Origin of the sequence: Peptoniphilus koenoeneniae (assembly GCF_030812875.1) — a bacterium.
GTDB classification, from domain to species: Bacteria; Bacillota; Clostridia; order Tissierellales; family Peptoniphilaceae; genus Peptoniphilus_B; species Peptoniphilus_B koenoeneniae.
In genome coordinates, this window is the sequence record NZ_JAUSTN010000001.1 from 188,365 (window position 1) to 209,908 (window position 21,544).

Consider the following 21,544-nt stretch of genomic DNA (forward strand, 5'->3'; position numbering starts at 1 on the left):
ACTACATTTTTTATAAATTTTTATAAACAATAAAAAATTGGGATCTCTCCCAATTATTTTGTAAGTCCTTCCACATCATCTACATTTAAAGTAAACATTATTCCTGTGTTGGCTTTTGACATATCCCCTAATATTTTTCTTACACATTTTTTTGCGATATCAATCTTCTCATCATCTAAAACTAAGAAGATTGTTTTATTATAGTTAATAGGACTTGGCATAAAAATTTTAAGATAAGTAAAATATCCTTCTTCAATATATTTATTTGTTAGATTTCCTAAGCCTTTGCTTTCTAAAATTGTGCCTCCTTTAATGTCATTTTCAGCAAACTCTTCAACTAATTCTCTTAAATGTTCTTCGTTATTAATAACTATAAATAATATTTTCATTTCATTCACTTGTTAATAAATATAGATGCAAATAAAAATCTTTTAAATCATCCATTGAATTAAAAAATACATCTCTGAATATAACTTTGTAATTGATATTATCTTTACTTCCTTCTATGGTTAAATAATCAATGTTGATATTTGAATTTTCTTCTTTTAAAACAATTAATTTATCTTTTATTTCTTTTAAATTTATTTCAAGCAAAGGATAAAAATCTTTGCCTTTTTTATATAAAATTTTGCATTTATTATCTTCAAACTTATAGGTATATTTATCATTCTTATTTTCACTTTGATCTTGTCCTGTATCAATTTCAGTAAAAGTTTTATAGTTTGATACATCTATCTCAGATAACGATGTTGCACTTATATAAGCATTATCCATATCACTAACAGCTTTTTCATCTTCTGATGATAGATTAAGATCTCCAATATCAAATCCAAAAATTTGCTTAAAAGATTTTGTTCCATCTCCCAAATATTTTAACTGACTTTTTTGATATCTATAATTTAAATAATTTGTAATATCTAAAATTTGTTTTTTATCATCTTCCGAAAGATTTTTGTTTGGGGTTATGATTTCACCTTTTAACATTTTATTTTTATCAAGAATTTTATAAAGTCTCGCCTCTTGACTTAAAAGTGAAATGTTGTAAGCGGACTGAGGCCCTATTGTAGATATTAAAATAACAATAACTAAAATAATAGGAATGGTTATATTTGAACTATCTTTATAAAAAATATAGTATAGCATTGACAAAAGTGAAAAAATCCCGCCTGCAATAACATAATATCTATTTGGTGTTAAACCATATTCTGATACTCTTATGCACATTGAATAAAACATAAATAATATCAATGGTAAAATTATTATAGGCATTATTTTTTTAAAGGATTTGGATATATCTGTTTCAATAATCTTATTTATAAACAATACTCCTACGCATACAAGGGAATACCATACAACAAGATTGGAAATAATATTTTGAGGAACCTCTCTTGTGAATATAATTTTTATAAAATAAATATAAAGTATTATTGCATATATACTGCATAAAGGTATTACTATAAAATCTATAAGTTTTTCAAATACACTTCCAAATTTATAATCATTTAAAGGATTTTGAATTTTAGGCAATTGAGATAAAAATATTAGAAAATTAAAGGGTATAAAAATTACTATAAAAATATAAAAATAAAATTTCGAACTTATCTTTGCGTTCAATAATAAATTTATAGTTAATATAATTGCACTTAAACCTATAAAAAGAATTATTGAATAAGAAAATGATATTATTATGTTTTTATAAATATTAACTGCATATGCAATATAATCGTTGTGGTAAAATATTTTCGATATGAAAAAAACGCAAATAAATAAAGCAAATAGCACTCCGAAGTATACATGAGCTGAATCATATTTAAACCCGTCTTTAAATAAATTTATTACAACTGACATGGCATAAACAATTGGAAGTGATATTATATAACAAGAAATTATAAATAATTTATTTTTTTTCTTATCTGATTCATCCTTTGCAGAATATTGGATTCCTTCAGAAAATAATTTTATATTTAGGTATAAAAAAACTGAAAATATAGATATTAAGCCATAACGAATGAACTTTTCATTTAATTTTTCAGGATAAATTCCACATATAAAGAAAATTGCAGCTAATATTGATATAAATATAGGTAAAGGAAATCTTTCAAAAGATGACTTTGAATTTATTAATATTTGCTTTAGTCGATTCATTGGTTTCATCTATTTAGCCCCCTAAAGAAATTATATACTTGAGTATAATGTTCTTCCACAATTAAGTAAATTTTTAACTTAATTTTAACCTCTTTGTAAATTTTCATCCCTAATCCACTAAAATTTCGATTATTAATTATCCTTTGCCCAATCTTTTGATTTTATAGCAGCTCGGTGCCATCTATCCACTAATTCATTTCTTTTTATTTCATCCATTTGAGGTTTAAAAATTTTATAACTATTTGTTTTTTTCTTAAGATCTTCCATATTTTTATAAATTTTTACACTCAAACCGGCAAGAAAAGCAGCTCCCTTTGCTGTCGTTTCAACTATAGAAGGTCTTTCTACATCCACTCCTATTATGTCTGATTGAAATTGCATTAAAAAATTATTATTGCTTGCTCCTCCATCAACCTTTAATTTTTTAAGTTTAAATTTGCAGTCTTCTTCCATTGCATTTAAAACGTCATAAGATAAAAATGCAATAGATTCAAGAGTAGCCCTGATTATATGGTATTTATTTGTTCCCCTGGTTATACCAACAATTGTTCCTCTTGCATATTGATCCCAATATGGAGCTCCAAGTCCTGTAAAAGCAGGTACAACAAAACAATCCAAAGTGTCCTTTACTTTTGATGCCATGTATTCAGAATCTTGAGAGCTTTCTATTAAGTGCATCTCATCTCTCAACCACTGAATTGCAGATCCTGCAACAAATATTGATCCCTCTAATGCATAATAAACTTTTTCTTCTATAGCCCAGGCTATTGTAGTAACAAGACCGTTCTTAGAGAAAATAGGCTTTTGCCCTGTATTCATAAGTAGAAAAGCCCCTGTCCCATATGTATTTTTTGCTTCCGCTTCTTCAAAGCATAACTGTCCAAACAATGCTGATTGCTGATCCCCGATAGCAGCTGCTATAGGAATATTTCCTCCTAAAAACTTATCATCACTTAATCCATAAACCTGACAAGAAGATTTTACTTGGGGTAAAAGAGATTTAGGTATGTCCAGTAAAGTTAAGATTTCATCATCCCAGGTGAGGGTGTTTATGTTAAAAAGCATAGTTCTTGAAGCATTGGAATAATCAGTAACATGAAGTTTGTTGCCACTTAATTTATAAATAAGCCAGGTATCAATTGTTCCGAAATAAAGTTGACCCTTTTCTGCCTTCTCTCTAGCACCTTCAACATTATCCAATATCCACTTTATCTTTGTAGCTGAAAAGTATGCATCAATAACTAATCCTGTTTTCTTTCTAAAAAATTCTTCATATCCTCTATCTTTAAGGCTGTCACAAAATTCGGAGGTTCTTCTACACTGCCAAACAATGGCATTATAAATTGGTTCTCCTGTTTTTTTATCCCATATTACAGTCGTTTCTCTTTGATTTGTAATTCCTATAGCCTTTATATCACTTGGTGATATTCCGACTTTTGACATAGCTTCAACAGCTGTTCCTATTTGAGTAGACCATATTTCATTTGGATCATGCTCAACATATCCAGGTTTTGGAAAATATTGAGCAAAATTTTTTTGTGCTGAAGAAATAATATTTCCAAATTCATCAAATATTATTGTACGACTGCTTGTTGTTCCGGCATCAAATGCCATAATATATTTTTTCATTTTTCTTCATCAAACCTTATATTCATTAAATATAGACCATGGGGCGGAGCTGTAAGTCCTGCATACTTTCTTTCTTTTGCATAAAGAGCTTCTCTCATTAAATTTACATCTCTATCTGAACTTGCTATTTGAACTGCAGTGCCTACAATTATCCTAATCATATTTTTTAAAAAACTTTTTCCATAAAAATCAATATAAATAAAATTATTTTCTTTTTTCACATCAATTCTATATAAAGTCCTTATAGTGTCTTTTACAATTGCATCTCTACCCATAAAAGATTTAAAGTCATGTTCTCCTATTAAACACTCAAGGCTTTTTTTCAGCTTATCTTCATCAATTTTAAAAGGATAGTGCCAAGATCTATTATAAAAAAGTGCGTTCTTATATTTGCCGTTAAAAATTACATACCTATAATGTTTTTCAATTGAATTATACCTGCAATGAAAATCATCCTTTACAAGTTTTGCTTCTATTACCGATATTTCATTTGGCAGATGAAAATTTATAACTCGCGGCAAATTTCCAAGGTCAATTGTAGTGTTTGAATAAAAATTGACATATTGACCTAAGGCATGCACTCCTCTATCTGTTCTACCTGAGTAAAATAATTTAACCTTATGTTTAACCGTATCTTCAACAGCCTTTGTTAAAACACCTTCTACTGTTTTAAGCTTAGGTTGTTTTTGAAATCCATAAAATTTTGTTCCATCATAGGTTACTTTAAGTCTTATGTTCATTTTAAAATTTCCACAATTTAATAATACTTGTAAATATTATTAGGGCAAAAAATAATGTTGAAGTAGAAAAAACAAAATAATCTTTTCTAACTATTTTTAATTCATTTAATCTTGTTCTATTTTCTCCTCCCCTATAACATCTTGCTTCCATTGCAATTGCCAGTTCATCGGCTCTTCTGAAAGAAGAAATAAAAAGTGGTACTAAAAGAGGAACTAAATTTTTTGCTCTTTTTATAATATTTCCCGATTCAAAATCTGCTCCTCTTGCCTTTTGTGCCTTCATAATCTTATCTGTTTCTTCTATAAGAGTTGGGATAAATCTTAATGCTATTGTCATCATCATTGAAATTTCATGAGCAGGAAGTCCTATTTTAGCAAATGGATTCATAAGTGACTCAAGACCATCTGTAAGCTCAATAGGAGAAGTTGTTAAAGTTAAAAGAGATGTGCCCCAAACTAAAAGTACAATTCTTACAGAAGTCATTGAAGCAAGTTTCAAAGATTCTTTAGTAATGGATAAAGGTCCAAGTCTAAATATTTCTTCTCCTCCAACAAATAATAAATTAATTACAAATGTAACTAAAATTATCCATCTAAGAGGTTTTAAACCTTTAAAAACAGTGGAAAACTTTAAACTTGATGATAAAGTCGCCAAAATTAAAAAAATCCCAACAAAAATATATGGAGTAAATGAATCAATAAAAAATAACTGTAATATAAAAAACATTACACTAATAATTTTTAATTTAGGATTATATTTGTGAAGGACTGATTGCCCAGGATAGTATTGTCCTAAATTTATATCTTTAAGCATTCTTTCCTCCAATAATCCGTTCTATTTCTTTATAAGCTTCATCAACAGTTATGCAATTAAGCTTTACATCTATACCTTTTTCTTTTAACTTTCTCATTATTTTTGTAGATTCTGGAACTCCTAATCCAACTTTTTTTAATTCATCATAGTGCATAAAGATTTCTTCAGGTTTTCCGTCTAAAAACAGCTTTCCTTTATTCATGACAATAATTCTTGTGGCAAATTTCGCAATATCATCCATTGAGTGGCTAACTATTACAATTGTTATTTCAGTACTTTTATATAACTTATAAATTTCATCTAAAATTTCATCTCTACCTTTTGGATCGAGACCTGCAGTTGGCTCATCGAGTACAAGAACTTCCGGCTTCATTGCAAGTATGCCTGCTATGGCAACTCTTCTTTTTTGTCCACCAGATAAGTCAAAGGGCGATTTATCTTTTAAATCTAAAGAAAGCCCTACAGCCTCCATTGAAAAATTAACTCTCCTTTCAATTTCTTCCTGACTCAAGCCCATATTTTTAGGACCATAGGAAATGTCCTTAAAAATAGTTTCTTCAAAAAGTTGATATTCCGGATATTGAAAAACCAAGCCAACTTTTTCTCTTATTTTAGACATGTCCAACTTGTCTTTAAAAAGTTCCCTTCCGTCAACAATTACCCTGCCTTCACTTGCTTTTAAAAGTCCGTTCAAATGCTGAACTAAGGTTGACTTCCCACTTCCAGTGTGTCCTATAAGGCCAATAAACTCTCCCTTATTAATTTTTATATTTATGCTATCCAAGGCTTTTTTTTCAAAAGGTGTCCCTTTGGAGTATATGTGATTAAGATTCTCTATTTTGATAATTTCCATATTTCCTCAACAAGTTCTTGGTCATTTAAAACAATTTTTATATCATGGCCTGATTTATTTAAATTATATGAAATTTCAGTAGCAACAGGCACATCAAGGCCAATATTTTTAATCTTTTCAACATTTGAAAATACATCAAGAGGTTTACCCTGTAAAATAATATTTCCTTCTTCCATAACTATTAATTCTTCTGAAAGAGCTGCCTCTTCCATGTTGTGAGTAATTAATATTACACCCTTTCCCTCATTTTTTAATTTTAACAAGGTATCTATTACTTCTTTTCTTCCTGACGGATCAAGCATTGCAGTAGGCTCATCTAAAATTACATAATCAGGCTCCATTGCAAGAATACCAGCAATGGCAACTCTTTGTTTTTGTCCTCCCGAAAGTAAATGGGGAGCACTTTTTTTATATTTTTCCATACCTACGCTTAAAAGAGCCCTATCAACTCTTTCTCTAAGCTCTTTCTGCGGAATTCCCAAATTTTCAGGTCCAAAAGCTACATCTTCTTCCACAATTGTAGCTACTATTTGATTATCAGGGTTTTGAAAAACAAGACCAGCCTTACTTCTTATATCCCATATTTTTGAGTCATCTTTAGTGTCCATGCCATCAACATAAATGCTTCCTTCATTAGGTATTAAAAGTCCATTTATAAGTTTTGCCAAAGTTGATTTTCCGCTTCCGTTATGGCCTAGTATAGCTATGAATTCTCCTTTTTTAAATTTTAAGTTTATACCATTTAAGGCATATTTTTCATCATCTTGGTATTTAAATTTTACGTCTTTAATTTCTATCATTTTACAATTTTGTCCAATAATTCAAGCATGCCCTCTGCAGGATCCAATATATTTAATTTAGAGATTTTATAAAGCTCATCTTTAATATATGGGAAATGCGTACATCCAAGGACCAATGCTTCAATGTTTCCCCCATCAATTTTTATATTTTCAAAGAACTTAAGTAAATTTTTAATGTCTAATTTTTCAATTATTTCTTTGGGCTCTTCATGGTTTTCAATTGATATAACAAGAGGCAAAATTCCTAAAGTAACAAGGTTAAGCTTTAAATTTTGTGACTTCATAACTTTTTCAATGCCATGTACAGCTTGTGAATTTGCTCCAATTACTCCGAGAGATTTGAAATTTTTTGCATACTCTTCGTAAACTTTTAATGGTGTTATAATTTTGAAATTTTTATTTTTTTCAATTTTTTTATAGTCGATTGCAGTGCTTAAAGAATTGCAGTAAATAAAAAGTGCCTTTGCATCTTTTTCTTTTCCTATATCAATAATTTCTTCAACTTTTTTTTCTAAAGTTGATTGACCTAAAAATTGAAGCCTATCTTGTTCTTCCGGGTTCTTTGCAACAGGAAAACTTAAAGCTTCATATCCATGGTCTTCAATAATTTTACAACCTAATCCAGTGTCTACCGGTGTGCCCGCAGTAACTGCTATTTTCATATTTCCTCCATAACTATAATTTCGAAACGTCCTTATTTCCTTTTATATAAAATCTGTAGAGGTAGTCTTTAGCCTCTTCAGCATAATCTATTCCAATTCTTTTTGATTTTACAATTTCAAAATCGGAAATACCTTTCTCAATATAGAGCTTATCTCCTGTCAAGTCAATACCGTTGAACTTCTTGTCAATTCCCATAGCTTTTGTTAATTTCCCCGGCCCATTTGATAAATTTTTTATTTGATATTTACTTAAGTTTTCAAAAGTTAAGCCATATCTGTTTTTATAAACAAGATTCGATGGATTTAAAATAGATACTGCCCTAATTAATACTGCGCTGGGAAGCTCAGGCGCCTCTGTGACGACGTTTAACAAGTAATGAATACCATAAGTCATATAAACATAAGCATGACCTTCCTGGCCCCACATAGTTTCATTTCTTTCAGTTCTTCTTCCTGAGAAAGTTTGACAAGCCTTGTCGTCAATTCCTGTATAAGCTTCCGTTTCGACAATTAAACCCTTAATAAGATTTTTTTCATCAATTTTATGAATTAGAATCTTGCCCAACAAATTTTTAGCTACACTTATTGGATCTTTAGAATAAAAATCCCTATTAAGCTTTTTATTCTCATTTGATATTTTTCCAAGCATTATATCTGTCAATCTCCTTTGTGATTTTTTTAATGATAAATTTCATAACATATATGTCATCTAAAAATCCTATTCCAATTAAAAAATCAGGTATTAAATCAAAAGGATTAACTAAATACAAAAGGCCGGATATTATTAAAATAATATTTTTTCTATTGTATGCCCTATAATTTCCATTAATAAAATCTTGAGCCATACTAATCATTGTTTTTAAATTTTGCAAAGTAAATTCTGAAAGACCTAATTTGTCAAATTTTTTTAAGGCTAATTTATAAAGTTTATTTAATCTACTTGAATCTTTTAAAATTTTTTCAGAACTATTATTAAGACCTTTTAAAAGCCTTTCCGCTAATTTCATTCTTCTGCCATCCAAGATTCATCATTTGGATCTTGTTTCCACCTTTTTAATTTTTTAAGATGACTTTCTTTAATATAGTTTATTTCAAGGGCTATATCTATTAATTCGTCATAATCAGTAAGGGATGCAAAAGATAAATCATTTTTATCAAAATTTTCCTTGCAAGCTTTTAAATTGTAAGAAAAAATTGCAATTACTCCAATTACATCAAAACCTGCTTGTCTAAGAGCTATAGCAGCGTTAATGGATGAGCCACCTGTAGAAAATAAATCTTCAATTACAAGAACTTTTTTTCCTTTAAAGATTTCCCCTTCAATTTTATTTCCCTTTCCATGATCTTTGTTTCCACTTCTTACAAAACCCATGGGAAGTTTCATTTTATCTGCAATAAGAGCTGCATGAGGAATGCCTGCAGTTGCAGTTCCCATAATGTATTCAACATCTGGATATTTTTCTTTAATTAATTTAACAAGATTTTTTTCAACAATATCTCTTTCTTCAGGGTATGACAGTAAAAGTCTGTTGTCACAATAGATTGGGCTTTTAATTCCCGATGCCCATGTATATGGATTTTCCGGATTTAAACTTACAGCTTTAATATCTAATAAAATTTTTGATATCTCTTTCATTTATTCACCTACAAATTCCTTTTTTATTATTTTATAAACCTTAAGAGGATCTTCACTTTTTGTTATAGGTCTTCCTACAACAATATAATCGCTACCAAGTTCTCTTGCATATTTAGGAGTAACAACTCTTTTTTGATCTCCATTTGAAGAATCATCAAGCCTTATTCCAGGAGTAACAGTTAAAAAATCTTTTCCAACTTTTTCTTTTATTTTCGGAACTTCAAGAGCTGAACATACAATTCCGTCAAGTCCGTTTTTTTTTCCCATTTTTGCATAAGAAATTACCGTGTCCTCAAGAGAAAAATCTTTATCCACTAAAATTTCCCTGTGTAAAGTTTCTTCGTCTGTTGAAGTTAAAACAGTAACACCGATTAAAATTGAATTTTCAAAAACCTCTCTTGCAGCTTTTATCATGGCTGATCCGCCGCAAATATGAAGATTTGTCATATCAGCTCCAAGATTTTTAAGAGAATTTGCAGCACCCTTTACTGTGTTAGGTATGTCGTGAAGTTTTAAATCAAGAAAAATTTTATGACCTCTCTTTTTTATTTCATTTATAATTTGAGGTCCCTCAGAATAAAATAATTCAAGTCCCACTTTTACATACAATTTTTCATCAAACTTATCTAAAAAATTCAAACACTCTTCTTTATTTTTAAAATCCAGTGCAATTATTACATCTTTTGCCATAAGTCCCTCCTTAACAAATTATTTTATCATAAAAAAAGCCTTATCCATATAGGATAGGCTTTAAATAATATTCGCATCTTAATTTTTATTTTAATTTTATAGAAAGTTTTTCTTGACCCTTATTCATCTTCAATACAACTTTTAAAATTTTTACTTTTTTTTCGGATTTATCTAAAGGTTTGTCAGCTACAAATTTTACGTTGGATTTATCCAAAATAAATGCAGGTTCGCTGTCATCGTTATAATACAAGAATATTTTGGAATTTTCCCCCTCAAATTCAGCCTCTATTTTTTTAAAATTTAAACCCCCATCTAAATCAAAAATCCTAACCTTTCTTTTAGTTGAATCTTGTAAATTAAAAGTTGCATTAACTTTTTCTTGAACTGTATAGTAATAAGGTGATTCTGAAGTATCACTTATATTTTCTTCTAAATTTTCTGTAACATAACCTTTATTGTAGTCAAAATCTTCTATCAGGTCAGGCTTGTTTGTTTCAAGCTCTCCATCCATATTTCTAAATGCAACAATTCCAGCTCCTATTATAAGAGTTATAGCCAAGATAAATGTGACTATTGCAGCCAATAAAATTTTATTATTCTTTTTAATATTATTTTCATTTGGCTTTTCAAAATTAAGCTCAGAACCGCATTTTGAGCAAAAAGTATTTTCTATAGAATTATAATAGCCACAGCTTTCACATTTTCTTTTTACGTTATTTCTTGCAAAAAGTAAATAGGCTATAAAGCCTAAAAGATAAGGAACAAAAATTGTGGCTAAAGTCCACAATAAAGCATCTTTATTTTTTCTTTCTTTAGCATCTTTATAAACCCAGACTCCTATTAAAATCCCTGTTGCAAGGGAAAGTATCATGGATATGAAACTAAAGATTATAAGAGTTAATTTCATAATTTTTACCTCCAAGTCCCACAATAAAAGCTAATAATACGGATAAAATTATTAATATAAAATTCATAAAAGCTATTCCGTTAATTATTAAAAAAGTAAAAATAAAATTATTTTTTAAAGACCATAAAATATTATGGGGAAATAACTTTATTAAGACTGCAAGACCTAATATGGTTAAAACAAAGGCACTTATAAATATAAGTCTTGCTACAATTTTTACATATCTATTTTCTTTTTCAAGTTTTAATAAATTCATATTTAATAATTCTGGAACTTCTTCTTCAAAATTTAAACTGTCTTTTATTAAATTATCAATTTTCAAAAAATTCACCCTCCAATTTTTCCTTTATGTATTTTTTTACACTAAACAATCTCGATTTAACTGTCCCTTCTGGTATGTTCATAATTTTTGCAATTTCACTAACGCTGAGCTCTCCATAATAAAAATATATAACCACAAGTTTAAATTTATCATCAAGTTTGTCTATTTCATTTCTTATAAAAGAATACATATCTTTGTTAATTAAATTATCTTCAATATTTTCATCAAAAGGAATCTCCTGCCCCTCTTCTAAAGACGTTTCAGGGGCTATTCTTTCTCTTCTTGCATATTTTTTCTTTTTATCTTGCCATATTCTGTTCGCTAAAGAAAATATAAAAGCTTTTATGTTTTCTTTTTCATCTAATTTATTTTGCAATCTTATAATATGCAAAAAGGTTTCTTGATAAAGATCCTCCGCTTGATATTTATTGAAAGTGATTTTTAAACAAAAGTTATAAAGGGCTTTTCCATAATCTTTTATTAACTTTTCAATCATATTTCTTGAAAGTTATTTAATTTTTACTGCCGTGCCACTTATATTAAGTAAAAGCATATTTCCTTGTCCCATTACTTCAAACTCAAATCTTATGCCAATTACTGCATCTGCTCCCATGGAAGAAGCTCTTGTTTTTAATTCTTCTAAAGCTTCATCTCTTGCACTTATTATTTCGCTTTCATACCCTTCAGCACGTCCACCGAAAATATTTCTAACTCCTGCACCGAAATCTTTTATTGCATTTATTCCGTTTACTACTTCTCCATAAACAAGTCCTAAATACTCTGTAATTTCTTTTCCTTCAATTTTTTCTGTTGTTGTTAATATCATTTTATTTGTCCTCCTAACTATTTATCTGCACAAGTTTTAAAAAAGTTCAAAAAAATCTGTTAGAAAATTTTCTAACAGATTTAAAATTTAAAATTAAAATTTAAATTCTTTTGAATTATAAGTTATGAAAGTTAAAACTAACATTAAAATAAAAATTATTAAATTAATTCCCATACCTATAAAATCAAAATTTGCACTTATAAGTCTTATTGGTTTAAATACTTCGTATGAAAATTTATTTACTACTTCAAAGAAAGTTTCGCCAAGTACTTTTCCTGCAATTACAATTAAAACTACAACTATTACAAATAATATTCCTGCTCCCTCAGCATGGGATGAACTTCTTGAAAAAGATGAAATGAAATATCCTATAGACATAAATACAAGAGCTGTAGCTAAAATACCTAAAAATATAATTACAAGATTTACTAAATTTTCTCCATTATCTATTTGTGAATATTTAAGAGCAATTACTTTTATAAAAGCAAAAGTTATGCCAAATAGACCGCATAAAAATATAAATAATGTTGTAATGTTGGAAAATAGTTTTTGTGAAACTATTTCACTTCTATTAATAGGATTTGAATAAATATATTGTATTGAACCTGTTTCTTCTTCCTTCGCAAGAGCTTGTGCTCCTATTTGGAAAGCAAAAATTGAAATCAAAACTGCAATGTATTGAAAAATAAAAGCAATATATTGACCGGGATCAGTTAAATCAATAGATTCTTCCAAACCTAAAACCATTTTTAAGTTTGGGCTGAGTTCATTTACAAATGTTTCTACAAGACTCTTCATTCTATCTTCAAGCATTAAAGGATAAAACGCTAACAAAAGACCAGTTAAAATTGCAATTACCAATAACCAGGCTATCATCTTTCCAAAAGTGGATTTAAATTCTTTAGAAAATACCATTTCACTCTTCCTCCTTTTGCTTATAGCTAAAGTTTATAGTTTGACTATTTGAATCTGTAAAATTTGAATTTTCTGAATCTTTATCAATTACTAAAGTTTCATCGTTGAAAGTTTCTGAAAAATCTCTATCCTCCCTATTTTCATAAGAGGATTCAAAAACATTATTATCTTCAGTTGTTTCTTCAACATTATCTTCTGTTGTTTCTTCAACGTCAATAGGGTTGTCAACTTCTTCTATATATGTTTGTTCATACATAGTTTGGTTTTTAAAATCAATTATTTCAGGAACTTCATCTCTTTCTCTTTCATTTTCAAATTTTGGAAGAGGTCCTTCTTTTAAAGCATTAATTTTATCTTCCAAAGTTGAATCTAAGATGCTGTAATTAATAATATCCAAATCAAATAAAATCTTACTTATTTTCCTCAAATCTCCATTGTAATAAAGCTCTTTATGATTTAATTCATCTTTAATTACCCTTGCTCCAACTTTAGTAAATTCGTTTAAATCGCCAATATTTTCTTTAATAATAATTTTTTTATCATTACTTAGTTTATCATTTGTATACTCAATATCTTTAACCGCTCCTTCTGAAATAATTGCAACTCTGTCGCAATAGCTTTGAGCTAAAGATAAGTTATCGGATAATAGAAATACTGTTAAATTTTCTTCTCTTTTTAAATCTTTTAAATAAGTAAAAAGTTTTGTCAAATCATCTTGGTTTAATTCATTTGTTGCATTATCAAAGACTACAAGTCTTGGTTTAAATAAAAGAGCGTTGATAATAGTAAAAATTCTCTTTTCTCTTTCAGTCATCTCTCCTATTCTAAGTCTTTCATTAAAGCCAAAATAATCAAGCAATTTTTCAAGTTCGTCTTTGTTCTTTAAATTGTGAGCAGATAATGTCTTATTAAATATTGAAGATGCTTTTACATTTTCTCTAAGCATAACTTCATTTGGTACAAAGCCTACAGATTCTTTTATTATTTTAGAATCTTTCACCGTATCCATATCAAAAATATAGACCTTACCTTTATTCGGTTTTAAAAAGTTAAATAGAATTCTAAAAAGAGTTGTTTTTCCTCTTTTTTCAGGAGCAAGCAGTGCAAAAAATTCTCCTTCAGGAACTTCAAGATTAAAGTCAGAAAAAACTTTGCCTTTTCCGATTCTCTTAGAAAGTTCTTTTATTAATATAGCACTCAAAGTGTTACCTCCTTTTCATAGTTTCTAATATATTATACAATATGTTTAGTTTAAAACCAATAAGAATAGGCTTAATCTATGTTATAATAATTTAGGAAATGAGGCGATTAAATGAAACTTGGAATTGTAGGTTTACCTAATGTAGGAAAATCCACTTTATTTAATGCACTTACTGAAGCGGGAGCTGAAGCTGCAAATTATCCTTTTGCAACTATAGAACCCAATATAGGCGTTGTAAGTGTACCTGATGAGAGACTTGAAGTTCTTGCTGAAATGAGCAAATCTGAAAAAATTGTTCCAACAGCAATAGAATTTTTTGATATAGCCGGCCTTGTAAAAGGTGCAAGCAAAGGCGAAGGACTTGGCAATCAATTTTTAGCAAATATTAGAGAAGTTGATGCCATTGTAGAAGTTGTAAGATGTTTTGAAGATGACAATATTATTCATGTTGACGGTAGTGTAGATCCTATTAGAGATATTGAAAATATTAACTTGGAATTGATTTTATCAGACCTTGAAGTAATTGAAAAAAGATATTCAAAAACTCAAAAACAATTAAAGGGTGATAAAACACTTACAAAAGAATTTGAGCTTTTAGGAAAAATTAAAAGCACTCTTGAAAAAGGAGAATCTATCAGAAATTTAGATTTAAACGAAGAAGAGGAAAAATTTTTAAAAACATATCAACTTTTATCTTCAAAGCCTATTATCTATGTTGCAAATGTTTCAGATGATGATATAGAAAATGACGGGAAAAATAATAAATTAGTCGAAAGTGTAAGAAATTATGCAGAAAAAGAAGGCAATGAAGTTGTTGTAATTTCTGCTGAAACAGAAGCTGAAATTGCTACTTTGGATCCCGAAGAAAAGAAAATGTTTTTGGAAGAAATGGGATTAAAAAGCTCCGGTCTTGACAAATTAATTAAATCTTCTTATTCCCTTTTAGGATTGATTTCATTTTTGACAACAGGCCCTATGGAAACAAGAGCTTGGACAATTATAAAAGGTTCAAAAGCTCCTCAAGCTGCAGGAAAAATTCATACAGATTTTGAAAAGGGCTTTATAAGAGCGGAAACTGTATCTTATGAAGATTTAGTATCCAGTGGATCTATGGTAAAGGCAAAAGAATTAGGTCTTGTTCGATCCGAAGGAAAAGATTATGTTATGAAAGATGGGGACGTTGTTTTATTTAGATTTAACATTTAAAAATAAAAAACATTGCATAAATATTTTGCAATGTTTTTTTATTATTAAAAAAATGTGAATTGAAACAACTATTTCAATCCACATTTAATCATAAATATATGGGGTGGGTAGTGGGATTCGAACCCACGACCTCAAGAGCCACAATCTTGCGCCCTAACCAACTAGGCCATACCCACCAAGTCTAAGCAACTTCTATAATGTTAACATTTAGTAAATTCTTTGTCAACATTTATATTTATAGTTTAAATATCCTTTTAAGTTTTCTATTGCTTTTGCCCTATGAGAAATTTTATTTTTTATTTCGTCTCCAAGTTCAGCAAATGTTTTGTCATATCCTTCAGGGACAAATACGGAATCGTAGCCGAATCCTCCCTCTCCTCTTCTCTCTTTTATAATAACTCCATCAATTTTTCCGCTAAATAATTTTTCACTTCCATCTTCTTCAATTAAAGCTATGCTTGTTCTGAAGTGAGCTTTTCTATTTTCTGAATCTCCTAAATTTTTAAGCAATTTATCTATATTTTTTTCATCATCGTGAGTTGAAGCATATCTTGCTGAGTGAACTCCTGGATCACCATTAAGCTCATCTACGAAAAGACCTGTGTCATCAGAAACAACATTTCTACAACCTAAGGCTTCTTTTATTGCACGAGCTTTAATAAGGGCATTTTCCTCAATACTTTCTCCATTTTCTTCAACCTCAAAATCTTTTAAGCCTTCTTGAGATTTTGTTCTTAAAGTTATTGGAAGGTCTTCCATAATTTTCTCTATTTCTAAAACTTTGTGCATGTTGTCCGTTGCTAAAACATATATATTCTCATCAGGAACTTTTTGATCTATTATTTTAAAAATTTTATCTATACCATCTTTTGCTAAGAGGATCATTTCATTCATCTCATCAATATTCATAGGATTTCTTTCAGATGTCCCCTGAATTTCAATTATGTCATGTTTTGAATTCATTACAACATTCATATCAACATCTGCAATAGAATCTTCAGAATATTCAAGATCCAACAAAATATTTCCTTGAACTTTACCTACTGAAATTGCAGAAATTTTTTCTTTTAAGGGATTTTCTTCTATTATTTTATCTAATAGCATCTTTTTAACGGCAAGTTTTAAGGCTACATAGCCTCCTGTAATACTTGCTGTTCTGGTTCCTCCGTCAGCAGATATTACATCACAATCTATCCAAATTGTTCTTTCTCCAATTTTATCTAAATCTATAGCTGCTCTTAAACTTCTACCGACAAGTCTTTGAATTTCTTGGTTTCTTCCGTCTATTTTGCCTTTAGTAATGTCTCTTTGTTTTCTTATTTTCGTTGAGCCTGGTATCATTGAATATTCAGCACTCAGCCAACCTTTGCCTGTGTTTTTCAAAAAAAATGGAACTTTATCCTCTACCATAGCTGTTACAATTATTTTTGTATTTCCCATTTCAATAAGACATGATCCTTCCGGTTCTTTTAAATAATTTGTAGTTATTTTTAAATCTCTAATTGAATTATTTTCTCTTTTTCTCATTTCTGTGTCCTATTCCACATAATTATTTACATAATCTTGTATTCCGTTAAATAGACCCTGTGCCAATAAATCAAGATATTCATCATTCATTATCGAATCCATATCTGAAGAATTTGATAAAAATCCAAGTTCTGCAAGAGCGGATACATTTTTAGTTTTATTTAGAACAATTAAGTCCGGTCTATTTTTTATTCCCCTACTTGAAGAGCCTGTAATATCAATAAGACTATTTAAAAGACATTTTGCAAAATGTTTTTGTTCAGCAGTCTTTATTATTACATTTTTTTCAGATGCATACAAAACTTCTATACCTTTTGCTGATTTATTCTCATCTGAACTATTAAAATGTATTGAAAGGAAAAGTTCTGAATTGTTTTCATTTGATAATTGAGCCCTATCCAATAATTTTATATATTCATCAGAATTTCTGGTCATAAGTACTTCATAGTCTGTTGCTTGCAGTTTTTCATAAAGTTTTTCCGCAACTTTTAAAGTCAATTCTTTTTCATTTATAGAACTTATTACAGATGAATTAGCTCCTGGGTCTTTTCCTCCATGTCCTGGATCAATTACAATTGTAAGTGGTCCTTCTTTTTTTATGGTCTTTGTTATTTTTCTCTTTCCTGGATCAATATTATATTCATCTTCACTTAATCCTGCAGCCTTATAAGCAGAGATTCTGTTGGATTTTTTAGCATTGTTCATTTCTTTTTTTTCTGAATTTGAAATATATTGATTGTTAACTAAAGATAGGTCTTTTTTTCTTTTTTTAGATTTTTTTTCTGAATTATTTTCTTTTGTTCCACTATTATCATCTGTAATTAAATCTGAATCTTTAGCTTTTTCTGTTGTTATAACTGCTAAGTTTTCTTCACTATTCCAATCAACTTTATAGCCAAGAGCCTCTGATACAAATCTTAAAGGAACCATGGTTTTAGTTTCTTCTTTTGGCTCATTATACTTTGCAAGTTTTGGAATTGAACTTTCATTTAAAATAATTTTTTTACCTGAAATATATGAAACTTTAGAATCTATTTTAAGTTTAATTTCCTTTTTCTCAAATTTTATAAGCGCACTCTTTTCAAGGTTGTCCCATTTAACTTCAGCGCCCAAACCTTCAACAAGCTCTCTAATTGGAACAAAAGTCCTCCCGCTACTTATATAGGGAGAAAAATCGCTTTTTAAAATTTTTCCATCAACTTTTACATTAGTATTTCTAACATCTATACTTTTCCCATTTATATTTACTTGACTTATTTGTTCTTCTGCAAATACAGAGCCACTCAAAAGCAAAGCTGAAAGCAAAAATCCTGTTAATATTATTTTTTTCATACAGACCTCCGTGTTTAAGTTTATTATAAGTCTTATCAACAGTCAATTTATTTAATGACTTTATATAACTCATCGGGTTTGGGCTCATCTATTTTTTCTTTTTTATCAGAAATTAAATACATCCCTTTTTCAACTATTTTGCCTATGTCGCTTATATTCAAGTTTAAAACCTTTCCACTTTCTATTATGCTTTTTGCATTTTTTTCTTCAGCTATAAAGAGCATAGAGCCGCTTGAAATTAATCTCAAAGGATCAATTTTATAATAATTGCAAATTTTTTTAGTAACTTCAGTAATAGGAACTTTATTTTTTTCAATTTCTATTCCATAGCCTGAACTGTTTGCCATCTCCCATGCAGCTCCAAGAAGACCTCCTTCAGTTATGTCATGAAGATTTTTTACTCCAACTTTTTTTGCAATTTCAGACTCTGTTTTTACGGAAATTAAATTCTTAAAAGATTTGGCAAGCTTCATTTCATCAGAAGTTAAAATATTTTTAATATTGCTAAAATCATCATGAGCTATAATTGAAGTCCCTTCAATTCCCACATACTTGGAAACTAAAATTCTATCTCCCGGTTTTATTTCATCTCTTTTAGGAATATTATTTTTAGAAACTTTTGCAATTACACTGGTTATAATTACTACTTTAGATACTGCATCAGTTATTTCAGTATGTCCTCCTACAATATCAACATTTAACTTATCTGCAGCTTTGGAAGCATCCTTTACAATATTTTCTATTTCAGCTTTACTTATATTTTTAGGAAATAAACAACACATCAAAAGTCCTACTGGCTCTGCGCATTCGCAATAAGCATCATTACAAGAAATATTAACTGCTAAATTCCCAATATTTTGTGATGCTCCCGTTATAGGATCTGTGGAAACGACAATTAAATCCTCTTTAAAATCCATAATTGAACAATCCATGCCTACCTTTGATGAGCTTACTACTTCTTTTCTTTTTATATTTAAATTTTTAAAAATTAATTTTTCTAAATCACTATTAGAAATTTTCCCTATTTCCATTATTCCTCCATACTTATTATAAAATAAACGACATCTTTTTTATCTAAGCTTATACTTGGATTAAAATTTTTTAATTTTTCTTTTAAAGAGAGCGCCTTTTCATTATCTCTTGCAAGACCTCTTATTTCAATTTTTTGATTATCCATATAATAGTCTGTTATTAATATATCATCGGATTTTTCGTCCAATAAAATATTTAGTACTTCATTAAATCTCTTAGTTAGATCTTTTTCTTCCACATCTACGACTTGAACCTTAGCTTTCGATTTGTTTTCTGAAATTTTCTCAATTAATTTTGCATTTTCTAATTTTAAATTTTGGAGCTCTCTCTTTGAATTATTATAAAAAAACAAATTTACTAAAGCAAAAATTAAAAATATAGAAGTTAAAATTTGAAGGTTTTTATTTTTTAATTTAACTTTTTTTTCGTTTTTAGGAACTTGAGATTTGAAAACATCAAAAGGTTCAATTTGAAATTCCCTGAACAAATCTTTATATCTTTGAAAATCAAAAAATAAATCTCCACTTAAATAAATTTTTTCAAATTTATTTTCTTGTAACTTTTTAACTATTTTCATAGTTTGCTCATTTAAATAAAAATTAAACTTAAGTAAAAAATCGTCCTCGATGAAGCTGTCCTGTGGATCTTCTATAGAATTAAGAATATTTTTTACATTTTCATAGATTAAATTATTGTCTTCATACAAACTATTAAGCTTATCAGTACTATAAAAATTAAATTCTTTTAAAATCTTATCTTTTATTGCCAAAACTATTAGAGACTGTGTAATTATAACATAGGCTCCATCTTCATAAAATTTAAAAAGAGAGCTTAAATTTAAAATCTGATTTAATTTTAAATTTAATTTTTCGAAAACTTCTTCATACTTTAAACGATTTTTTTCAGGTATTGTTGAATAGGAAAAATAATTATCTTCTTGATCCTCTATGTCTATATAAACTTTATCAGAAGAATTTTCAAATTCTATTTCCAATAAATTTTCTAGATCATCTTTCTTTATGTTCTCAAATTTTTGACAATGAAATTTAAAACCTTGTAAAAAAATTAAATTAAATAAAGTGTCTTTTGCTATGTCATTTAATTCTATTTCTTTTTTCAACAAATAAAAAATATGATTAAAATCTATAATCTCGCAATCTTTTAAAACACCCTCTGGTATTAATAATTCTCGTTTTTTTCCATAAAAATATGTAATTTTTTTGTCTTCAATAAATAAATTTAATACTTGCAAAATATTACTCCAAATAAAACAACCAAAATAAAAGGTCCAAAAGCAATTTCATCTTTTCTACCTTTTTTCTTTAAAAGAATTAAAATTATTCCTACTAAAGCTCCAAGACTAAATGTGTAGGTAAAATATCTAAAAGCTTCAAATATATTTGAACTTACAAGTCCTAAGCTTGCTCCAAGTAAAATATCTCCTGACCCCATAGACTTTGTAATTATAAAAATTAAATAAAAAACTAATAGTAAAAAAATATAGGGCAAAATAAATTCTTTAAAATTTCCTTTATAAAAATTTAAAATTGCTAAAAATATGTACAAAATAAATACATCAAAATCATAAATATCTTTATAAAAAAAATCACTTAAAAATATACTTAAGCAAATGAAAAACAATAGACCTTTAATTGCTAATAAAATTAAATCTTTTGATTGGTTTTTAAATATAAAAATTAAACTAAGTCCTCCTATTAGTTCAATAAAAGGATAGATAAAAGAAATCTTTTCCTTACAATATCTGCATTTTCCCCTCAAAAATATATAGCTTATTAAGGGGATTTCCAAATACATAGGTATAATTTTTTTACAATTGTCGCATTTGCTCCTTGAAAAAATAAAATCTTCCCCAGCGTTTCTTCTTTCATTTAAGCAAAGGACAAAAGATGCAATTGAGGAGCCGAGAAAGAATATAAAAAATAAAATCATTGCGTTTCAACTATGTTATTATTTTTAATTTCAACCATTCCGGGACTTACTATAATATTTTTATTTCCATCAAGCTCTACCTTAAATGTCCCATCATTATAAGTTTTAGGCATTTTGCCACCTTCAATATAATTTAAAATATCAGCATCACTTATAGATGTTGCATTGGGATTATCAGCCAAAAATGAAGCTGCAGCATTTTTTAAAATTACTACATTTGCATTATGGGCTGCCGCCTTTGCTTTTAAATTTGAATTTTGATACTTAGGTATGGCTATTGATGCTAAAACTGCTATTATAGCTATGACAATTATTAATTCAATTAGTGTAAAACCCTTTTTCTTTTTAAATTTCATT

The 21,544-nt window shown here is 28.4% G+C and carries 25 protein-coding genes and 1 tRNA gene; 1 reads left to right on the forward strand and 25 read right to left on the reverse strand.

Features of this window, described 5'->3' with window-relative positions:
• Positions 1–53 precede the first annotated feature (53 nt).
• The 18 genes from J2S72_RS00995 to J2S72_RS01080 form a co-directional block, all read right to left on the reverse strand.
• Positions 54–389, reverse strand: a complete 336-nt coding sequence (locus tag J2S72_RS00995; protein ID WP_023056295.1) for a P-II family nitrogen regulator — start codon at positions 387–389, stop codon at positions 54–56.
• Position 390: 1 nt separating this feature from the next.
• Positions 391–2,154, reverse strand: a complete 1,764-nt coding sequence (locus J2S72_RS01000; RefSeq protein WP_023056258.1) for a DUF4153 domain-containing protein — start codon at positions 2,152–2,154, stop codon at positions 391–393.
• 123 nt (positions 2,155–2,277) lie between these two features.
• Entirely contained in the window at positions 2,278–3,774 is a 1,497-nt protein-coding gene (gene glpK / locus J2S72_RS01005; protein ID WP_307494835.1) for a glycerol kinase GlpK, read from the reverse strand.
• Complete coding sequence (gene truA, locus J2S72_RS01010; protein WP_023056285.1) at positions 3,771–4,514, reverse strand: tRNA pseudouridine(38-40) synthase TruA; 744 nt, start codon at positions 4,512–4,514, stop codon at positions 3,771–3,773. The genes glpK and truA overlap by 4 nt, the downstream gene beginning before the upstream one ends.
• Before the next feature lies 1 nt (position 4,515).
• Positions 4,516–5,328 carry an energy-coupling factor transporter transmembrane component T family protein gene (locus J2S72_RS01015; protein WP_307494836.1) on the reverse strand — a complete coding sequence of 271 codons (813 nt, stop codon included), beginning with the start codon at positions 5,326–5,328 and terminating at the stop codon, positions 4,516–4,518.
• Positions 5,321–6,181 (reverse strand): energy-coupling factor transporter ATPase, encoded by an 861-nt coding sequence (locus J2S72_RS01020; RefSeq protein WP_307494837.1) that lies wholly within the window; start codon positions 6,179–6,181, stop codon positions 5,321–5,323. Before J2S72_RS01020 ends, J2S72_RS01015 begins: the two co-directional genes overlap by 8 nt.
• A complete protein-coding gene (locus J2S72_RS01025; RefSeq protein ID WP_307494838.1) occupies positions 6,163–6,981 on the reverse strand; it encodes an energy-coupling factor transporter ATPase in 819 nt (272 codons plus the stop codon). The genes J2S72_RS01020 and J2S72_RS01025 overlap by 19 nt, the downstream gene beginning before the upstream one ends.
• Positions 6,978–7,643, reverse strand: a complete 666-nt coding sequence (locus J2S72_RS01030; RefSeq protein WP_023056233.1) for an aspartate/glutamate racemase family protein — start codon at positions 7,641–7,643, stop codon at positions 6,978–6,980. Before J2S72_RS01030 ends, J2S72_RS01025 begins: the two co-directional genes overlap by 4 nt.
• Positions 7,644–7,656: 13 nt before the next feature.
• Positions 7,657–8,292: a DNA-3-methyladenine glycosylase gene (locus J2S72_RS01035; protein WP_023056235.1), complete on the reverse strand. Its 636-nt coding sequence runs from the start codon at positions 8,290–8,292 to the stop codon at positions 7,657–7,659.
• Positions 8,270–8,650 (reverse strand): YkvA family protein, encoded by a 381-nt coding sequence (locus tag J2S72_RS01040; protein WP_023056267.1) that lies wholly within the window; start codon positions 8,648–8,650, stop codon positions 8,270–8,272. Before J2S72_RS01040 ends, J2S72_RS01035 begins: the two co-directional genes overlap by 23 nt.
• A complete protein-coding gene (gene pyrE, locus J2S72_RS01045) occupies positions 8,647–9,279 on the reverse strand; it encodes an orotate phosphoribosyltransferase (protein WP_307494839.1) in 633 nt (210 codons plus the stop codon). The genes J2S72_RS01040 and pyrE overlap by 4 nt, the downstream gene beginning before the upstream one ends.
• Positions 9,280–9,969: an orotidine-5'-phosphate decarboxylase gene (gene pyrF / locus J2S72_RS01050; protein ID WP_307494840.1), complete on the reverse strand. Its 690-nt coding sequence runs from the start codon at positions 9,967–9,969 to the stop codon at positions 9,280–9,282.
• An 85-nt stretch (positions 9,970–10,054) separates the two neighbouring features.
• Positions 10,055–10,876, reverse strand: coding sequence for a zinc ribbon domain-containing protein (locus J2S72_RS01055; protein ID WP_307494841.1), 822 nt, complete (start codon positions 10,874–10,876; stop codon positions 10,055–10,057).
• Positions 10,851–11,198: a hypothetical protein gene (locus tag J2S72_RS01060; protein ID WP_023056231.1), complete on the reverse strand. Its 348-nt coding sequence runs from the start codon at positions 11,196–11,198 to the stop codon at positions 10,851–10,853. Before J2S72_RS01060 ends, J2S72_RS01055 begins: the two co-directional genes overlap by 26 nt.
• Positions 11,188–11,694 carry an RNA polymerase sigma factor gene (locus J2S72_RS01065; RefSeq protein WP_307494842.1) on the reverse strand — a complete coding sequence of 169 codons (507 nt, stop codon included), beginning with the start codon at positions 11,692–11,694 and terminating at the stop codon, positions 11,188–11,190. Before J2S72_RS01065 ends, J2S72_RS01060 begins: the two co-directional genes overlap by 11 nt.
• A 12-nt stretch (positions 11,695–11,706) precedes the next feature.
• Positions 11,707–12,024 carry a YbjQ family protein gene (locus J2S72_RS01070; protein WP_023056281.1) on the reverse strand — a complete coding sequence of 106 codons (318 nt, stop codon included), beginning with the start codon at positions 12,022–12,024 and terminating at the stop codon, positions 11,707–11,709.
• 93 nt (positions 12,025–12,117) lie between these two features.
• On the reverse strand, positions 12,118–12,939 hold the full coding sequence (locus J2S72_RS01075; RefSeq protein WP_023056278.1) for an ABC transporter permease subunit: 822 nt from the start codon (positions 12,937–12,939) through the stop codon (positions 12,118–12,120).
• A gap of 1 nt (position 12,940) precedes the next feature.
• Positions 12,941–14,140, reverse strand: a complete 1,200-nt coding sequence (locus tag J2S72_RS01080) for an ATP-binding cassette domain-containing protein (protein ID WP_307494843.1) — start codon at positions 14,138–14,140, stop codon at positions 12,941–12,943.
• Between the two features lie 111 nt (positions 14,141–14,251).
• Between J2S72_RS01080 and ychF the strand changes: the two genes are divergently transcribed.
• Positions 14,252–15,346: a redox-regulated ATPase YchF gene (ychF, locus tag J2S72_RS01085; RefSeq protein ID WP_023056270.1), complete on the forward strand. Its 1,095-nt coding sequence runs from the start codon at positions 14,252–14,254 to the stop codon at positions 15,344–15,346.
• Between the two features lie 99 nt (positions 15,347–15,445).
• Here ychF and J2S72_RS01090 read toward each other — a convergent pair.
• From J2S72_RS01090 to J2S72_RS01120, 7 genes are all read right to left on the reverse strand, one after another.
• Positions 15,446–15,522 (reverse strand) — tRNA-His (locus J2S72_RS01090).
• 46 nt (positions 15,523–15,568) lie between these two features.
• A complete protein-coding gene (rph, locus tag J2S72_RS01095) occupies positions 15,569–16,873 on the reverse strand; it encodes a ribonuclease PH (protein WP_023056259.1) in 1,305 nt (434 codons plus the stop codon).
• 9 nt (positions 16,874–16,882) lie between these two features.
• Positions 16,883–18,205 (reverse strand): N-acetylmuramoyl-L-alanine amidase, encoded by a 1,323-nt coding sequence (locus tag J2S72_RS01100; RefSeq protein WP_023056218.1) that lies wholly within the window; start codon positions 18,203–18,205, stop codon positions 16,883–16,885.
• 47 nt (positions 18,206–18,252) lie between these two features.
• Positions 18,253–19,236: an AIR synthase family protein gene (locus J2S72_RS01105; RefSeq protein WP_023056245.1), complete on the reverse strand. Its 984-nt coding sequence runs from the start codon at positions 19,234–19,236 to the stop codon at positions 18,253–18,255.
• The gene (locus J2S72_RS01110; RefSeq protein WP_307494844.1) at positions 19,236–20,489 is read right to left on the reverse strand and encodes a hypothetical protein; all 1,254 of its coding nucleotides are present in this window, start codon (positions 20,487–20,489) and stop codon (positions 19,236–19,238) included. Before J2S72_RS01110 ends, J2S72_RS01105 begins: the two co-directional genes overlap by 1 nt.
• A complete protein-coding gene (locus J2S72_RS01115; RefSeq protein WP_023056226.1) occupies positions 20,477–21,187 on the reverse strand; it encodes a prepilin peptidase in 711 nt (236 codons plus the stop codon). Before J2S72_RS01115 ends, J2S72_RS01110 begins: the two co-directional genes overlap by 13 nt.
• A complete protein-coding gene (locus J2S72_RS01120; protein ID WP_023056229.1) occupies positions 21,184–21,543 on the reverse strand; it encodes a prepilin-type N-terminal cleavage/methylation domain-containing protein in 360 nt (119 codons plus the stop codon). The genes J2S72_RS01115 and J2S72_RS01120 overlap by 4 nt, the downstream gene beginning before the upstream one ends.
• Position 21,544: the final 1 nt, after the last annotated feature.

What these genes read in the sequence shown, in the direction of transcription:
- J2S72_RS01030 (WP_023056233.1), bottom strand. Translation starts at nt 7,643, where the DNA reads ATGAAAATAGCAGTTACTGCGGGCACACCGGTAGACACTGGATTAGGT.
- J2S72_RS01015 (WP_307494836.1), bottom strand. Translation starts at nt 5,328, where the DNA reads ATGCTTAAAGATATAAATTTAGGACAATACTATCCTGGGCAATCAGTC.
- J2S72_RS01120 (WP_023056229.1), bottom strand. Translation starts at nt 21,543, where the DNA reads ATGAAATTTAAAAAGAAAAAGGGTTTTACACTAATTGAATTAATAATT.
- J2S72_RS01070 (WP_023056281.1), bottom strand. Translation starts at nt 12,024, where the DNA reads ATGATATTAACAACAACAGAAAAAATTGAAGGAAAAGAAATTACAGAG.
- rph (WP_023056259.1), bottom strand. Translation starts at nt 16,873, where the DNA reads ATGAGAAAAAGAGAAAATAATTCAATTAGAGATTTAAAAATAACTACA.
- J2S72_RS01000 (WP_023056258.1), bottom strand. Translation starts at nt 2,154, where the DNA reads ATGAAACCAATGAATCGACTAAAGCAAATATTAATAAATTCAAAGTCA.
- J2S72_RS00995 (WP_023056295.1), bottom strand. Translation starts at nt 389, where the DNA reads ATGAAAATATTATTTATAGTTATTAATAACGAAGAACATTTAAGAGAA.
- ychF (WP_023056270.1), top strand. Translation starts at nt 14,252, where the DNA reads ATGAAACTTGGAATTGTAGGTTTACCTAATGTAGGAAAATCCACTTTA.
- truA (WP_023056285.1), bottom strand. Translation starts at nt 4,514, where the DNA reads ATGAACATAAGACTTAAAGTAACCTATGATGGAACAAAATTTTATGGA.
- J2S72_RS01065 (WP_307494842.1), bottom strand. Translation starts at nt 11,694, where the DNA reads ATGATTGAAAAGTTAATAAAAGATTATGGAAAAGCCCTTTATAACTTT.
- J2S72_RS01100 (WP_023056218.1), bottom strand. Translation starts at nt 18,205, where the DNA reads ATGAAAAAAATAATATTAACAGGATTTTTGCTTTCAGCTTTGCTTTTG.
- J2S72_RS01025 (WP_307494838.1), bottom strand. Translation starts at nt 6,981, where the DNA reads ATGATAGAAATTAAAGACGTAAAATTTAAATACCAAGATGATGAAAAA.
- J2S72_RS01035 (WP_023056235.1), bottom strand. Translation starts at nt 8,292, where the DNA reads ATGCTTGGAAAAATATCAAATGAGAATAAAAAGCTTAATAGGGATTTT.
- J2S72_RS01020 (WP_307494837.1), bottom strand. Translation starts at nt 6,181, where the DNA reads ATGGAAATTATCAAAATAGAGAATCTTAATCACATATACTCCAAAGGG.
- glpK (WP_307494835.1), bottom strand. Translation starts at nt 3,774, where the DNA reads ATGAAAAAATATATTATGGCATTTGATGCCGGAACAACAAGCAGTCGT.
- J2S72_RS01055 (WP_307494841.1), bottom strand. Translation starts at nt 10,876, where the DNA reads ATGAAATTAACTCTTATAATCTTTAGTTTCATATCCATGATACTTTCC.
- J2S72_RS01040 (WP_023056267.1), bottom strand. Translation starts at nt 8,650, where the DNA reads ATGAAATTAGCGGAAAGGCTTTTAAAAGGTCTTAATAATAGTTCTGAA.
- J2S72_RS01075 (WP_023056278.1), bottom strand. Translation starts at nt 12,939, where the DNA reads ATGGTATTTTCTAAAGAATTTAAATCCACTTTTGGAAAGATGATAGCC.
- J2S72_RS01105 (WP_023056245.1), bottom strand. Translation starts at nt 19,236, where the DNA reads ATGGAAATAGGGAAAATTTCTAATAGTGATTTAGAAAAATTAATTTTT.
- pyrF (WP_307494840.1), bottom strand. Translation starts at nt 9,969, where the DNA reads ATGGCAAAAGATGTAATAATTGCACTGGATTTTAAAAATAAAGAAGAG.
- pyrE (WP_307494839.1), bottom strand. Translation starts at nt 9,279, where the DNA reads ATGAAAGAGATATCAAAAATTTTATTAGATATTAAAGCTGTAAGTTTA.
- J2S72_RS01115 (WP_023056226.1), bottom strand. Translation starts at nt 21,187, where the DNA reads ATGATTTTATTTTTTATATTCTTTCTCGGCTCCTCAATTGCATCTTTT.